The sequence below is a fragment of the Cellulomonas telluris genome, from assembly GCF_004886325.1.
Taxonomy (GTDB): Bacteria; Actinomycetota; Actinomycetes; order Actinomycetales; family Cellulomonadaceae; genus Cellulomonas; species Cellulomonas telluris.
Genome location: NZ_QXFN01000004.1, coordinates 19,044 through 33,755 on the forward strand (window position 1 = coordinate 19,044; position 14,712 = coordinate 33,755).

15 protein-coding genes are annotated in these 14,712 nt (G+C 75.3%); 8 read left to right on the top strand and 7 right to left on the bottom strand.

Features of this window, described 5'->3' with window-relative positions; translation table 11 throughout:
* Positions 1-157 precede the first annotated feature (157 nt).
* The 4 genes from recO to FB586_RS12350 are packed head-to-tail and all read left to right on the top strand — an operon-like array spanning position 158 to position 2,499.
* Entirely contained in the window at positions 158-889 is a 732-nt protein-coding gene (gene recO, locus FB586_RS12335; RefSeq protein WP_136519657.1) for a DNA repair protein RecO, read from the top strand.
* Positions 889-1,686: an isoprenyl transferase gene (locus FB586_RS12340; protein WP_136519658.1), complete on the top strand. Its 798-nt coding sequence runs from the start codon at positions 889-891 to the stop codon at positions 1,684-1,686. The genes recO and FB586_RS12340 overlap by 1 nt, the downstream gene beginning before the upstream one ends.
* A gap of 56 nt (positions 1,687-1,742) precedes the next feature.
* On the top strand, positions 1,743-2,186 hold the full coding sequence (locus FB586_RS12345) for a VOC family protein (RefSeq protein WP_168800554.1): 444 nt from the start codon (positions 1,743-1,745) through the stop codon (positions 2,184-2,186).
* A gap of 55 nt (positions 2,187-2,241) precedes the next feature.
* Positions 2,242-2,499 (top strand): DUF3072 domain-containing protein, encoded by a 258-nt coding sequence (locus FB586_RS12350; RefSeq protein ID WP_136519659.1) that lies wholly within the window; start codon positions 2,242-2,244, stop codon positions 2,497-2,499.
* 7 nt (positions 2,500-2,506) lie between these two features.
* On the opposite strand, the gene FB586_RS12355 is transcribed toward FB586_RS12350, so the two are convergent.
* From FB586_RS12355 to FB586_RS12370, 4 genes are all read right to left on the bottom strand, one after another.
* Positions 2,507-3,070: a DedA family protein gene (locus FB586_RS12355; protein ID WP_136519660.1), complete on the bottom strand. Its 564-nt coding sequence runs from the start codon at positions 3,068-3,070 to the stop codon at positions 2,507-2,509.
* 73 nt (positions 3,071-3,143) lie between these two features.
* Entirely contained in the window at positions 3,144-4,097 is a 954-nt protein-coding gene (locus FB586_RS12360; RefSeq protein WP_136519661.1) for a metal ABC transporter permease, read from the bottom strand.
* Entirely contained in the window at positions 4,094-4,921 is an 828-nt protein-coding gene (locus tag FB586_RS12365; RefSeq protein ID WP_136519662.1) for a metal ABC transporter ATP-binding protein, read from the bottom strand. Before FB586_RS12365 ends, FB586_RS12360 begins: the two co-directional genes overlap by 4 nt.
* On the bottom strand, positions 4,918-5,886 hold the full coding sequence (locus tag FB586_RS12370; RefSeq protein WP_136519663.1) for a metal ABC transporter substrate-binding protein: 969 nt from the start codon (positions 5,884-5,886) through the stop codon (positions 4,918-4,920). The genes FB586_RS12365 and FB586_RS12370 overlap by 4 nt, the downstream gene beginning before the upstream one ends.
* 132 nt (positions 5,887-6,018) lie before the next feature.
* Between FB586_RS12370 and FB586_RS12375 the strand changes: the two genes are divergently transcribed.
* Genes FB586_RS12375 through dusB form a run of 3 tightly spaced genes read left to right on the top strand, consistent with a single transcriptional unit; the run spans position 6,019 to position 9,477 of the window.
* Positions 6,019-7,407 carry a glycine--tRNA ligase gene (locus FB586_RS12375; protein ID WP_136519664.1) on the top strand — a complete coding sequence of 463 codons (1,389 nt, stop codon included), beginning with the start codon at positions 6,019-6,021 and terminating at the stop codon, positions 7,405-7,407.
* A 4-nt stretch (positions 7,408-7,411) separates the two neighbouring features.
* Positions 7,412-8,245 (top strand): nucleotidyltransferase domain-containing protein, encoded by an 834-nt coding sequence (locus FB586_RS12380; protein WP_246036741.1) that lies wholly within the window; start codon positions 7,412-7,414, stop codon positions 8,243-8,245.
* A 38-nt stretch (positions 8,246-8,283) separates the two neighbouring features.
* Positions 8,284-9,477 (top strand): tRNA dihydrouridine synthase DusB, encoded by a 1,194-nt coding sequence (gene dusB / locus FB586_RS12385; protein ID WP_281276674.1) that lies wholly within the window; start codon positions 8,284-8,286, stop codon positions 9,475-9,477.
* 18 nt (positions 9,478-9,495) lie between these two features.
* Here the strand turns inward: dusB and FB586_RS12390 are convergent, their stop codons facing one another.
* Positions 9,496-10,419: a carbohydrate kinase family protein gene (locus FB586_RS12390; protein ID WP_246036742.1), complete on the bottom strand. Its 924-nt coding sequence runs from the start codon at positions 10,417-10,419 to the stop codon at positions 9,496-9,498.
* A gap of 79 nt (positions 10,420-10,498) precedes the next feature.
* Here FB586_RS12390 and FB586_RS12395 point away from each other — a divergent pair, with 79 nt between their 5' ends.
* Positions 10,499-11,602, top strand: coding sequence for a carboxylate-amine ligase (locus FB586_RS12395; RefSeq protein ID WP_136519666.1), 1,104 nt, complete (start codon positions 10,499-10,501; stop codon positions 11,600-11,602).
* Between the two features lie 37 nt (positions 11,603-11,639).
* On the opposite strand, the gene FB586_RS12400 is transcribed toward FB586_RS12395, so the two are convergent.
* Together FB586_RS12400 and FB586_RS12405 are read right to left on the bottom strand one after the other, a co-directional pair.
* On the bottom strand, positions 11,640-13,358 hold the full coding sequence (locus FB586_RS12400) for a glycoside hydrolase family 13 protein (RefSeq protein ID WP_136519667.1): 1,719 nt from the start codon (positions 13,356-13,358) through the stop codon (positions 11,640-11,642).
* A gap of 151 nt (positions 13,359-13,509) precedes the next feature.
* Positions 13,510-14,562, bottom strand: coding sequence for a LacI family DNA-binding transcriptional regulator (locus FB586_RS12405; RefSeq protein WP_246036743.1), 1,053 nt, complete (start codon positions 14,560-14,562; stop codon positions 13,510-13,512).
* Positions 14,563-14,712: the final 150 nt, after the last annotated feature.

The following is a 14,712-nucleotide window of genomic DNA, read 5'->3' on the forward strand; positions in this document are numbered from 1 at the left end:
ACCGCCGCGTCCCACCGGCTCCGCCGCCGCACCGCAGGTGACCCCTGCCCGCGCCCGGCGGGTGCCGGGGCCGGACGACCTCCGTGCCCCGGTGTGACACGCCGTGCCGCCGGCACCCGCACGCCCGGGTGTCGGCGGCACGGGGCAGAATGGCCCGGTGAGCCTCTACCGCGACGAGGCGATCGTGCTGCGCACCCACAAGCTGGGGGAGGCCGACCGCATCGTCACCCTCCTGAGCCGTGAGCACGGCAAGGTCCGCGCCGTCGGCAAGGGCGTGCGGCGCACGACGTCCCGGTTCGGGTCGCGGCTCGAGCCGTTCATGCACGTCGACGTGCAGCTCAGCACGGGGCGCAACCTCGACGTCGTCACGCAGGCCGAGACGCTCGGCCCGTACGGGCGGCGCATCGGCGAGGACTACACGCTGTACACGGCGGGGACGGTCATGCTGGAGACGGCGGACCGCCTCGTGGAGGCCGAGCGCGAGCCCGCGGTGCAGCAGTACTGGCTGCTCGTCGGTGCGGTGCGCGCCCTGGCGACGCGTGAGCACGCGCCCGGGCTCGTCCTCGACTCCTACCTGCTGCGCGCCCTCGCGATCGCCGGCTGGGCGCCGAGCTTCACGGACTGCGCCCGGTGCGGGGCACCCGGCCCGCACCACGCGTTCGCGGTGGCGGTCGGCGGCGCCGTCTGCGGGGCGTGCCGTCCGCCCGGTGCGGCCGCGCCGGCCCCGGACACGTTCGCGCTGCTCGCGGCGCTGCTGTCTGGTGACTGGGCGGTGGCCGACGCGAGCGCCGAGCGGCACCGCGCCGAGGGCAACGGCCTGGTGGCCGCGTTCTGCCAGTTCCACCTCGAGCGCCGGCTGCGCTCGCTGCCGATGGTCGAGAGGGTCTGATGCCGGTCCCGCCCCCGCCGCACCCGAGCGGTGCGCGTCCTCCTGCCGTGCCCCGCGAGCTCGTCCCGCGCCACGTCGCGGTCGTCATGGACGGCAACGGCCGCTGGGCCAACGCCCGCGGGCTGCCGCGGACGGCCGGCCACGCCGCGGGGGAGGCGTCGCTGCTCGACGTCGTCGCGGGCGCCATCGAGATCGGCGTGGAGTACGTCTCCGCCTACGCGTTCTCCACCGAGAACTGGAACCGCTCGCCCGACGAGGTGCGGTTCCTCATGGGGTTCAACCGCGACGTGCTGCGGCGCCGGCGCGACCTCATGGACTCCTGGGGCGTACGGGTGCGGTGGGCGGGACGGCGGCCGCGGCTGTGGCGGTCGGTCATCGCGGAGCTGGAGACGGCCGAGCGGCAGACGGTGGGCAACACGACCTGCACGCTGACGATGTGCGTGAACTACGGCGGGCGGGCGGAGATCGCCGACGCCGCGCAGGCGGTCGCGCGCGAGGTCGCCGCGGGCCGCCTGAAGCCGGAGAAGGTGAACGAGAAGGTCCTCGCGCGCTACCTGGACGAGCCGGACCTCCCCGACGTCGACCTGTTCCTGCGCTCGTCGGGGGAGCAGCGGATCTCCAACTTCATGCTGTGGCAGGCGGCGTACGCGGAGATGGTGTTCCTCGACGAGCCGTGGCCCGACGTGGACCGTCGGCACCTGTGGCGCGCGGTCGAGACGTACGCGCGGCGCGACCGCCGCTACGGCGGCGCGGTGGACGCACCGGCTCCCGTGGGCGAGGCGGGTCCGCCGGCCTGACCCGCGGTGCGGGCCGGCCGCGGCTCGTGTCGGTGCGGACCGCTAGCGTGCGGGCCATGACCGACGACGACGTCCCCGCCCCCTTCGTCCCGCCCGTCCCCGGCACGACCGCACCCCGCACGACCGCACCCGGGACGACTGCGCCCGCCGTGCGCGTCGGGATGATCACGTTCGACACGCGCGACCCGGCCGCGCTCGCCCAGTGGTGGGCGCACCGCACCGGCGGCCGTGTGCAGCAGCACCCGGGCTTCGCGATGGTGCTCCCGTCCGAGCCGGGCGGGGTCACGCTGGGCTTCCAGGAGGTTCCCGACCCGACGCCGGGGAAGAACCGGGTGCACCTCGACCTGACGGTCGAGGACGTGCCGGCGTGGGTCGAGGCGAGCGTGGCGGCCGGGGCGACGCGCGTGGGGGACCACAGCCTGCCGGACGGGTTCGCGTGGACGGTCCTGGCCGATCCGGACGGCAACCAGTTCTGCGTCTCGCCCGCCCACGAGGACTGAGGCGGGCGGGGGCGTCGGCGCGCGGCACGCAGGCCGGGCACGTAGCGTGAGCCGCATGACGAGCGACTCGGAGCAGACCCCGGCGCAGGACACGCCCACGTCCGTCACGCCCGAGACGGGGACCGTCAAGGACCCGGACGAGTGGGCCACGGGGGACGAGCCGGCCACCGGTGCGCAGCTCAGCTACCTGAGCACGCTGGCCCGGGAGTCGGAGCGTGAGGTGCCGGAGAACCTGACCAAGGCGGACGCGTCGAAGCTGATCGACGAGCTGCAGGGCAGCAGCCCGCGCGTCGCGCAGGAGCCGCCGGACTGATCCGCGGTCAGCGGACCGCTGCGGCCTCGGCCTCGGCCGCCGCGGCGGTCCGGCGCCGCCGGCGGGCCCGTGCGACCACCACGGCGAGCGCGGCTCCGACCGCGACGAGCACGGCGAGCCCCCACGGCGAGCCGGCGGCGAGCGCGACGGCACCCCAGACGGCGCTCAGCCCGACCGTGCCCCAGACCAGCGCCCACGCGACCGACCCGGGCAGGGACGCCACCGTGAACCGCAGGTACGGCATGCGCAGCAGCCCGGCGGCCGCGAACACGGCCGACTGCACGCCGACGGTCAGGTACGCGAACGTGACGGCGACCGGGCCCCAGCGGTGGACCAGCGCGAGACCGGTGCGGGCGAGCGGTGTCGTCGCGAAGCGCGCGAGCCGGTCCACGGTCCGCTGCCAGGGCACCGGCCCGTGCCGGTGCTCGCCCTCGTACCGCGCCCCGCGCGCCACCGCGCGGCCCGCCCAGTAGGTGGCGTGCGAGCGCGCGAGCACGACCACGAGGAGCACGAGGAGGACGGCACCCAGCGGCAGGCCGTCGAGGCCGTAGGCACGCACGACCTCCGTCACGTCTCGATCCTATGTCGCGTGCCGGCGGTCGCCGCCGGGACCTCCGTCCCTGGCGTGAGGGCCCGTGCCGTGGTCAGCGTCGGGGCGCCGCGGTCGCCGGCGGGCAGTCCTCGCCCGCGGTCGCGGGGACGAGCACGTCGTCGGACATCTCCGGGTGCGGGTCGTCCTCCGGGCGGTGCCGGTGCACGAGCGGCCGGACGAGCGCCCCCACCGCGTACACCGCGATGGCGAGCACGACGATCGTCGCGCCCGGCGGGACGTCGTTCCACCAGGTCAGGGTCAGGCCGACGACGCTGACGACAACGCCGAGGCCGCTCGCCAGGGCCATGGTGCGACCGAACGAGCGGGCGTAGAGCTGGGCGACCGCGACGGGCACGATCATCAGCGCGCTGACGAGCAGCAGCCCGACCACCCGCATGGCGATCGTGACGGTCAGCGCGGCCAGCGTCGCGACGGTCATCGAGACCAGACGCACGGGCAGGCCGCTCGCGCGGGCGAACTCCTCGTCGTGGCTGACGGCGAACAGCACCCAGCGCAGCCCGACGCCGACGGTGAGCACGAGCGCGGCGAGCGCGACGGTCCACCACAGGTCGGCGGTGCTCACGGTCGCGATCGAGCCGAACAGGTAGCTCATGAGGTTCGCGTTCGTGCCGCCGGCGACCTTGATGAGCAGGACCCCGCCGGCGATGCCGCCGTAGAACATGATCGCGAGCGCGAGGTCGCCGCTGGTGCGCCCGCGCTCGCGCACGAGCTCGATGACGACCGAGCCGACGACCGCGGCGACGACCGCGCCGGGCACCGCGAACGCGTCGGCGGGGGAGGCCGCCGCCCACGAGCCGACGAGCCAGCCGACCGCCACGCCGGTGAGCGCGACGTGGCCGATGCCGTCGCCCATGAGGGCCAGCCGCCGCTGCACGAGGAACGTGCCGACGACCGGTGCGGCCGCGCCCACGAGCACGGCGGCGACGAGCGCCCGCTGCATCAGCGGGGAGGACAGGAGCTCGGCCAGCGAGTCCCACCACGTCACGGGGTCACCCCCAGGGTGAGGTCGGGGCCCTCGGACGGGGGCACGGGGTCGGCGTGCGGGTGGGTGTGGTCGTGCTCGGCCGAGCCGTGCTCGCCGCGGGCCTGCGGCGGCGCGCCGTCGTGCACGACGCGGCCGTGCCGCAGCACCACCGCCCGGTCGATGAGCGGGGCGAACGGGCCGATCTCGTGCAGGATCACCAGCACCGTCGTCCCCGCGTCGCGCAGCGACGCCACGGTGCGCACGAACGCCTCCTGCGTCGGCAGGTCGATGCCCGAGGTCGGCTCGTCGAGCACGAGCAGCCGGGGGTCGCGCACGAGGGCGCGGGCGATGAGGACGCGCTGCTGCTGCCCGCCCGAGAGCTCCTGGACCCGCCGGTGCAGCAGGTGCCCCACGCCGAGCGTCTCGAGCGCCGCGCGAGCGCGTGCGCGCCGGTCCCGCGGCGGCAGGAGTCGCCGCCCGTGCAGCAGCCCCGAGCCGACCACCTCCAGAGCGGTGGCGGGGATGCCGCCGCCGGCGGCCATGCGCTGCGGCACGTACCCGACCCGGTCCCACGGCACCCGCGGGCCGAGCGGCGCGCCGAGCAGGTGCACGGACCCCGACGCGACCGGCACGACGCCGAGCAGCGAGCGCACGAGCGTCGACTTGCCGGAGCCGTTGGCGCCGAGCAGCGCGAGGACCTGGCCCGCGGGGACGGAGAGGTCGACGCCGCGGACGATGGGCCGCCCGCCGAGCGTCACGTGGACGTCGCGCGCGTCGATCGCGGGGGCCGCCGGCGCGTCGGTGGTGCGGGACCCCGCGGCGGGAGCGGGGGACGACGAGGTCACGAGCACGACAATGCCACGCGCAGCGCGTCGAGGTTCTGCTCGGCGACCGTGACGTAGTCCTCGTCCTCGTCCGCCAGACCCTCGAGCGGGTCGAGCACCGCGGTCTCGATGCCGAGGTCGGTAGCGAGGGTCTCGGCCACCTTGGGGCTGACGAGCGTCTCGAAGAAGATCGTCGTCACGCCGTTGGAGCGCACGACCTCGCCGACCTCCCGCAGGCGGGCGGGCGACGGCTCGGCCTCGGGGTCGACGCCGGAGATCCCGACCTGCTCGAGCCCGTAGCGCTCGGCGAGGTAGCCGAACGCCTCGTGCGACGTGACGATGACGTCGCGCTCGCACGCGGCGAGCCCGGTGGCGTAGGCCTCGTCGAGCGCGGCGAAGCGCTCGTCGAGGGCCGCCGCGTTCGCCCGGTAGGTGTCGGCGCCCTCGGGGTCGACCTCGGCGAGCGCGTCCGCCACGGCGTCGGCGACCGCCGGCATGAGGGTGGGGTCGAGCCAGAAGTGCGGGTCGCCGCTGGAGTGCTGGTGGCCGTCGTCGCCGTGCTCCTCCTCCGCGTGGTCGTCCTCGCCGTGCTCGTCGGCGGGCGCCTCGTCGGCGTGCGCACCGCCCTCGCCCAGCCCCGCCGCCGCGGTCGCGTCGACGACGTGGGCGGGCTGCGACTGGTCGACCGCCTCGTCCACGGCGGCCTGGAACCCCGACTGGTAGACGACGAGGTCGGCGGAGGACACCTCCGCGACCTGCGCGGGGGACAGCTCGAGGTCGTGCGGCTCGGCGCTGGGCGGCGTCATGGAGGACACCTCGACGCGGTCGCCGCCGACCTGCTCGGCGACGAACTGCAGGGGGTAGAAGGACGCGAGGACCTGGACGCCGTCGTCGCCGGCGGCGCCGTCCGTCCCGCCCGACGAGCACCCGGCCACGAGCAGGACGGGGACGGCGAGCAGCGCGAGGGCGCGGGAGGACCTGGACATGAGACCGATTCTCAACTGCACCAGGTGTGGATGTCAAAATCGCTGCGCCGCGGGCGTGCGCGCCGCGGCTAGGCTGTCCCGGTTGTGCCCCGCGACACCCAGCCGCGGGCTTCCTCGACCCAGGAGAATCCAGTGGCCAGCACCGCCTCCCGCCTCGACGCCGTCGTCTCCCTCGCCAAGCGCCGGGGGTTCGTCTTCCCGAGCGGCGAGATCTACGGGGGCACCCGCTCCGCGTGGGACTACGGGCCGCTCGGCGTCGAGCTGAAGGAGAACATCAAGCGCCAGTGGTGGCGTGCGATGGTGACCAGCCGCGACGACATCGTCGGCCTGGACTCCTCGGTCATCCTCCCGCGGCAGGTCTGGGTGGCCTCGGGCCACGTCGGCGTCTTCACGGACCCGCTGACGGAGTGCCTGTCCTGCCACAAGCGCTTCCGCGAGGACCACCTCGTCGAGGACTTCGAGGCGAAGAAGGGCCGCGCGCCCGAGAACGGCCTGGCCGAGATCGCCTGCCCCAACTGCGGCACCCGCGGCGAGTGGACCGAGCCGCGCGACTTCAACATGATGCTGAAGACGTACCTGGGCCCGGTCGAGGACGAGTCGGGCCTGCACTACCTGCGCCCGGAGACCGCGCAGGGCATCTTCGTGAACTTCCAGAACGTGCTGACCGCCGCGCGCAAGAAGCCGCCGTTCGGCATCGGCCAGATCGGCAAGTCGTTCCGCAACGAGATCACGCCGGGCAACTTCATCTTCCGCACGCGCGAGTTCGAGCAGATGGAGATGGAGTTCTTCGTCGAGCCGGGCACGGACGAGCAGTGGCACCAGTACTGGATCGACACGCGCACCGACTGGTACGTCGACCTGGGCATCGACCGCGAGAACCTGCGCCACTACGAGCACCCGCAGGAGAAGCTGTCGCACTACTCCAAGCGGACCGTCGACATCGAGTACCGGTTCGGCTTCTCCGGCTCGGAGTGGGGCGAGCTCGAGGGCATCGCGAACCGGACCGACTTCGACCTGTCGACGCACGGCGAGCACTCCGGCAAGGACCTGTCCTACCGCGACCCGGCGACGAACGAGAAGTACGTGCCGTACGTCATCGAGCCGGCCGCCGGCCTGACGCGCTCGCTCATGGCGTTCCTCGTCGAGTCGTACACCGTCGACCAGGCGCCGAACACGAAGGGCGGCGTGGACGAGCGCGTCGTGCTCCGGCTCGACCCGCGCCTGGCGCCGGTCAAGGCCGCGGTGCTCCCGCTGTCGCGCAACGAGCAGCTCAGCCCCAAGGCGCGCGATCTCGCCGCCGAGCTGCGCCGCAACTGGAACGTCGACTTCGACGACGCCGGCGCCATCGGCCGCCGCTACCGCCGTCAGGACGAGATCGGCACGCCGTTCTGCATCACCGTCGACTTCGACACCCTCGACGACCAGGCCGTGACGATCCGCCACCGCGACGACATGACGCAGGAGCGCGTCGCGCTCGACCAGGTCACCGGCTACCTCGCGCAGCGGCTCGTCGGGGCCTGACGGCGTGCCGCCGGGCGTCGCGTCCCGCCGCCACGACCTGCCGGTCGGGTTCGACCCGCAGGTCGTGGCGGCGGTCGACGCCCGTCTGCACGGCGTCGCGGCCGAGCACGGCGTGCACGTGCCGTGGGCGATCGAGAGCGGCAGCCGGGCGTGGGGCTTCCCGTCGCCCGACAGCGACTACGACTGCCGCTTCTTCTTCGTGCGGCCGCTCGACGCGTACCTGGACCCGTGGCCCGCACGGGACGTCATCGAGACGCCCCTCGACGCCGTGCTGGACGTCAACGGGTGGGACCTGGTCAAGGCGGTGCGGCTGGCCGTCGCGGGCAACGCCACGGTCGGGGAGTGGCTGCGCTCGCCGCACGTGTACGCCGGTGACGTGCGCTTCCGGGACGAGCTGCTGGCGCTCGTCGACGACGTGACGGACCGCGACCGGGTGGTCCGTCACTACCTGAGCGTGGGGACGGACCACTGGCAGCGCTCCGGGGCGGCGACCGGTACGCCCGTGCCGCTGAAGAAGGTGCTGTACGCGGTGCGTCCGGCGGCGGTGCTGCACTGGTTCGACGCGCACCCGGGCGCGACGCCCCCCATGGAGCTGTCCCGCCTGCTCGCGGAGGCCCCCGTGCCGGCGCACGTGCAGGTCCACGTGGACGAGCTCGTCGCCGCGAAGTCGCGGACCCGCGAGCTCGGCACGGGCGTGGTCCCGGCGCGGCTGCGCGACTGGGTCGAGGAGCGGTTCCGCGCGGTCGACGTCACCGCCGCGACGACCCGCTCGGACGAGCGACGGCGTGCGCGGGCGGCCGACGGCTTCCGCGCGCTGCTGCGCCGCTGGGCGCCCTGACGCACGGCGCGCCCCCGCCGGCGGGGGACAATGGAGGCGTGCAGACCACCACCGACACGCTGCCCGAGCGCGCGCGCCCCGCCGGCGCCGTGCTGCCGCCGCTGCGCATCGGCCCGATCACCGTCGACACGCCCGTCGTCCTCGCGCCCATGGCGGGGGTGACCAACGCGGCGTTCCGACGGCTGTGCCGCGAGTCCGGCGCGGGCCTGTACGTGGCGGAGATGACGACGAGCCGGGCCCTCGTCGAGCGCAGCCCGGAGTCGCTGCGGATCATCTCGTTCGAGCCGGACGAGGTGCCGCGGTCCGTGCAGGTCTACGGCGTCGACCCGGCGACGGTGGGAGCGGCGGTCCGGATGCTCGTCGAGGAGGACCGGGCCGACCACGTCGACCTCAACTTCGGCTGCCCGGTGCCCAAGGTGACCCGCCGGGGCGGGGGAGCGGTGCTGCCGTGGAAGCGGGACCTGTTCGCGTCGATCGTCCGCGCCGCCGTCGACGCCGCGCGTCCGGCCGGCGTCCCGGTCACCGTCAAGATGCGCAAGGGGATCGACGAGGACCACCTCACCTACGTCGAGGCGGGCCTGACCGCGCAGGACGCGGGCGTGGCCGCCGTCGCGCTGCACGGGCGCACCGCCGCCGACTACTACTCGGGCACGGCCGACTGGGACGCGATCGCGACGCTCAAGGAGGCCGTCACGGACATCCCGGTGCTCGGCAACGGCGACATCTGGTCGGCCGAGGACGCGCTCGCGATGGTCGAGCACACCCGCTGCGACGGCGTCGTGGTGGGGCGCGGCTGCCAGGGCCGCCCGTGGCTCTTCGCCGACCTCGCGGCGGCGTTCGCGGGGTCGCCGGAGCGCATCCGCCCGGGGCTCGAGGAGGTCGCGGCCGTGGTGCGCCGGCACGCCGAGCTCATGGTCGAGCACTTCGGCGAGGAGTCGAAGGCGCTGCGCGAGATGCGCAAGCACATGGCCTGGTACTTCAAGGGCTATGTCGTCGGCGGGGAGCTGCGCGCGCAGCTCGGGCTCGTGTCGTCCCTCGCGGAGCTGGACGACCGGCTGGCGCGGCTCGACCACGACCAGCCGTACCCCGGGGCGCCCGCGGAGGGGCAGCGCGGCCGCGCGGGCTCGCCGAAGCGGCCGATCCTGCCCTACGGGTGGCTGGACTCCCGGGAGCTGTCGGACGAGTTCCGCCGGGAGCTGCACGAGGCCGAGCTGTCGGTCTCGGGCGGCTGACGCCCGGGGCGTCGACCGCTACCGGGCCGTGACGGCGACCCGGTCGGCGAGCGCGCGCACCGTGGACGGCGAGGCGTAGGGAGCGGCGAGGCCGGGACCGGCGACGGCGACGCCCCCGGTCGCCGACGCGACGGCCAGCGCACGCGGCACGGGCTCGCCGGCGAGCGTGGCCCACAGCAGGCCGGCGGTGAACGCGTCGCCTGCGCCCTCTGCCTGGAGGACCTCGTGCACGGGGGCGGGGCCGACGTCGTACCAGCGCTCGCCGAGGTCGTCCGCCGCGAGCGCGAGGGCGCCCGCGGCACCGCGCGTGCAGACGGCCAGACGGGCACCCTCGGCGACGCGGGCGCGCAGGTAGCCCGCCGGGTCGTCGAGGCGCACCGCGCTGGCGACGACGACGTCCGCTGCCGCGGTGAACGCGCGCGGGTACTCGCCCACGCCGTCGTCGTCGTGCACGTCGCACCACACCGGCACCCCCGCGGCGCGCGCGGCGGCGAGGACGGGACGGCTGTGCTCGGCGAGGTCGACGACCGCGGCGTCCGCGCCGGCGAGCAGGTCGGCGAGCGGGCGTGCGGTCGGCGGCTGGACCGCGTCGGGCAGGGTCAGGTACACGGACAGGCGGGCGCCGTCGTCCGCGACGAGGTTGACGTGCCGCTCGCTGGCGCGCCCCGCGGCCGGCAGCGCAAGGACCTCCAGGCCCGGCCGCTCCAGCGCCGCGCGGACGTGCGCGGCGGCGTCGTCCTCCCCGAGGACGGTCCGCAGGGTCACGTCGACGCCGAGGGCGGAGAGCGTGAGCGCCTTGCCGGCCGACGTGCCGCCGAGGCCGTCCGACCACCCGTCGGCGAGGACGGTGTGCGGGCGCGGCTCGGGCAGGGTGCCCACACGGACGGTGAGGTTCCAGGTGGCGGGGCCGGTGACGAGCACCCGCGGCGACGGGGAGGGCACGGTGCGAGCGTACGTCGGGTCCACCGGACGGCGCACCGGTCGACGGGCGGGACGCCGCCGGTACCGACAGACTCCCCGCATGCGAACCGTGGGCGTCGAGGAGGAGTACCTGCTGGTGGGGGCCGACGGCGCCCCGGTGGGCGCCGCGGCGGCGGCCGTGCAGGCGTACGAGCTGCGCAGGGGACCGGCGGACCCGCAGCCGCAGCCTGGCGGCGGCCTGGAGACCGAGCTGAAGGAGCAGCAGCTCGAGACGGGGACGCACCCGTGCGAGGACCTCGGTGCCCTGACGGACGAGGTGCGCGCCGGCCGCGCCCGGGCGCGGGATGCGGCGGAGGCGGTCGGGGTGCGGCTGGCCGCCGTGGCGACGTCGCCGGTCGCGGCGAGCGGCAGCCTGTCGCACTCCGCGCGCTACCACCGGATGGCGCAGGAGTACGCGCTGACGGCGCGCGAGCAGCTCACGAGCGGGTGCCACGTGCACGTCGCCGTCGCGGACGACGAGGAGGGCGTGGCGGTCCTGGACCGGATCGGGCCGTGGCTGCCCGTGCTGCTCGGGCTGAGCGCCAACTCCCCGTACTGGCGGGGCGAGGACTCCGGGTACGCGAGCTTCCGGTCGCAGGTGTGGAACCGCTGGCCGACCGCGGGCCCGACGGCCCCGTTCGGCGACGCCGCCGGCTACCGCCGTGTCGTCGAGGAGCTGCTGGCGACCGGGGCCGCGCTCGACCACGGGATGCTCTACTTCGACGCCCGCCTCTCGCACCGGTACCCGACGGTGGAGATCCGCGTCGCGGACGTGTGCCTGCGCGCCGACGACGCGGTGCTCGTCGCGGCGCTCGCCCGCGGGCTCGTCGAGACGGCCGCACGGGAGGCGGCGGACGGGGTGCCGCCCGCGGTCGACCGCGTCGAGCGGCTGCGCGCGGCGACGTGGCGCGCCGGTCGGTCGGGCCTGTCCGGCGACCTGGTCGCGCCGCCCGCGTTCACGCCCGCCCCGGCCCGCGAGGTCGTCCGGGCGCTGCTGGACCACGTGCGGCCGGCACTCGACGAGGCGGGCGACACCGGCCGCGTCGAGGAGCTTCTCGACGCCCTGTGGGTCCGCGGGACCGGTGCGGTGCAGCAGCGCGCCTGGTGCCGTGCGGGCGGCCTGCGCGCGGTGGTGGACGGCGCGGTCGCGGCGACGGCGGAGTGAGCGCGGCTCCTCCGCCGCCGCCGCGACCGCGGTGGCGTCACGCCTGCGCGCGGGTCCAGACGGTCGTCGCCGCCGGCACGGTCGGCGCCTGCGCGGTGCCGCCGAGCGGACCCGAGGCGAGCAGGACCTCGGTGCCCTCGGGCAGGGCGACCTCGTCCTCGCCGAGGTTCGCCACCACGACGACGTCGCGGTTCGCGAACCGCAGCACGTGCGGGTCCTCGTCGAGCCAGCGCAGGTCGCCCGCGCCGAGCTGCTCGGAGCGGCGCAGCGCGAGCGCGGCCCGGTACATCTCGTAGGTCGAGCCGGCCTGGCCGCGCTGACGGTCCGCCGCGAGCTCGGCCCACTCCGCCGGCTGCGGGAGCCACGTGGCGCCCGTCGGCGAGAAGCCGAGACCCGGGGCGTCGCCCTCCCACGGCAGGGGCACGCGGCAGCCGTCGCGACCGCGCTCGACGCCGCCGGTGCGGAAGAAGGCCGGGTCCTGGCGCAGGTGGTCCTCGAGCGCCGTGTGGTCCGGCAGGCCGAGCTCCTCGCCCTGGTACACGTACGCCGAGCCGGGCAGGCCCAGCATGAGCAGGGACGCGGCGCGGGCGCGGCGCAGGCCGAGCTCCGCGTCGGGCTGCTCGTCGCCCTGGCCGATGCCGTTGGGGCGGTGGGTCGGGTCGCTCAGGCCCATCCGGGACGCGTGCCGCACCGTGTCGTGGTTCGACAGCACCCACGTGGTCGGCGCGCCGACGGCGTCGTTGGCCACGAAGGACGCCTCGACGACGCGGCGCAGGGCGGGGCCGTCCCACCCGGCGGCCAGGAACGCGAAGTTGAAGGCCTGGTGCATCTCGTCCGGGCGCACGTAGCGGGCCAGCCGCGACAGCGGCTCGACCCACGCCTCGGCCACCATGGCGCGGTCGCCGTCGTACTCGTCGAGCACGGTGCGCCACGCGCGGTAGATCTCGTGCACGCCGTCCTGGTCGAACATGGGGCCGTGGTTGCCGGAGCCGCTCACGGCGTCCGCGTCGTCCGTGCCCTCGATCATCGTGACGTGGCCGTCCCAGTCGGGCAGGCCGGCCTGCTTCACCATGCCGTGCGCCACGTCGACGCGGAACCCGTCCACGCCGCGGTCGAGCCAGAACCGCAGGATCTGCTCGAACTCCGCGCGGACCTCGGGGTTCTCCCAGTTGAGGTCGGGCTGCTTGCTGTCGAACAGGTGCAGGTACCACTGCCCGGGCGTGCCGTCGGGGTCGGTGGTGCGGGTCCACGCCGGGCCGCCGAAGATCGAGCCCCAGTTGTTCGGCGGCAGCTCGCCGTGCTCGCCGCGGCCGTCGCGGAAGACGTAGCGGTCGCGCTCGGGGGAGCCGGGGGCGGCGGCCAGCGCCGCCTGGAACCAGACGTGCTCGTCGCTCGTGTGGTTGGGCACGAGGTCCACGACCACGCGCAGGCCCAGCTCGTGGGCGCGGGCGATGAGGGCGTCCGCGTCGGCGAGCGTGCCGAACAGCGGGTCGACCTCGCGGTAGTCGGCGACGTCGTAGCCGGCGTCCGCCTGGGGGGAGCGGTAGAACGGCGACAGCCAGACCGCGTCCACGCCGAGCTCGGCGAGGTGGTCGAGGCGCGCGGTGACGCCGGGCAGGTCGCCGACGCCGTCGCCCGAGGCGTCGGCGAACGAGCGCGGGTAGACCTGGTAGATGACGGCGTGGCGCCACCAGGGTCCGGCGGGGTCCTCGGCCCGGTGCACGAGCGCGGCGTCGGGGAGGGCGTCGATGGTCACAGGTGGTCGACCTTCCAGTGGTGGGGGCGGAGCGTGGGGGACGGGCCTCGTCACCCCGGGGCAGCCGGAGGCGCACGGGTGCGCTCCGGACGTCAGGGCGCGGCGGTGCCGCTGCGGGTGGTGAGGTGGCGCGGCGCGGGGCCGCGACGGGTCAGAGGGCGGCGGGGGCCGCGTCGGCCGGTGCCGCGCCGCGGTCGCCGGGTGCGGAGCCGGTCGAGCCGCGCACGACGAGCTCGGGGTGGAAGAGCAGCTCGGCGCGGGCGGCCGGCGTGCCCTTGATCTCGGCGACGAGCGCCGACACCGCGGCGTGGCCCATCGCGGCCACCGGCTGGCGCACCGTGGTCAGGGGCGGGTCGGTGAACGCGATGAGCGGGGAGTCGTCGAAGCCGACGACGGAGACGTCCTCGGGGACGGACAGGCCGAGCGTGCGTGCGGCCCGCACGGCGCCCAGCGCCATCATGTCGGACCCGCAGACCACGGCCGTGTGCCCGGAGCGGAACAGCTCGGTGGCGGCCGCGTGGCCGCCCTCGACCGTGAACAGCGTCGAGACGACGTGCGGCTCCGGGTCCGTGACGTCCGCGTGCCGGGCCAGCAGGTCGACGAACGCGTCCCGCTTGCGCTGGGACGGCACGAACCGGGTGGGCCCGATCGCGAGGCCGATGCGCCGGTGGCCGAGGGACCACAGGTGCCGGAACGCCTGGTCCATGGCCGCGGTGTCGTCGGTGGAGACGGCGGGGGCGTCGACCCCCTCGGCGAAGCCGTTGACGAGCACGACCGGCACGCCCCGCCCGCGCAGCCGGTGGTACCGGTCCTTGCTCGCCGTGGTGTCGGCGTGCAGGCCGGAGACGAAGAGGATGCCGTCGACGCCGTGCTCGAGCAGCAGCTCGACGTACTGGTCCTCGGTCGTGCCGCCGGGCGACTGGGTGCACAGCAGGGGCGTGTACCCGCGGTCGGTGAGCATGGTCTCGATGACCTGGGCGAAGGCGGGGAAGACCGGGTTGCTGAGCTCCGGGACGACCAGGCCGACGAGGCCGGCGGACCGCATGCGCAGCTTCTCGGGGCGCTCGTAGCCGAGCACGTCGAGGGCGGCGAGCACCGCCTGACGTGCCTGTGCGGAGACGCCGTGCTTGCCGTTGAGGACGCGCGACACCGTCGCGGTACTCACGCCCGCCTGCTCGGCGAGGTCGGTCAGCCGGGTACGCACAGGCGGCAGCGTAGTAGGGGACACGGGACCTCCTCGTCCTCCGTGCGGCGGGTGTACGGAGCCCGCGTTGAAATGATGCCTGAAAGTTACCGTAACGATTTGCAAGAGCCGTTGCAACGTCGTACGTTCCTGCCCACCAGGCCAGCGTCG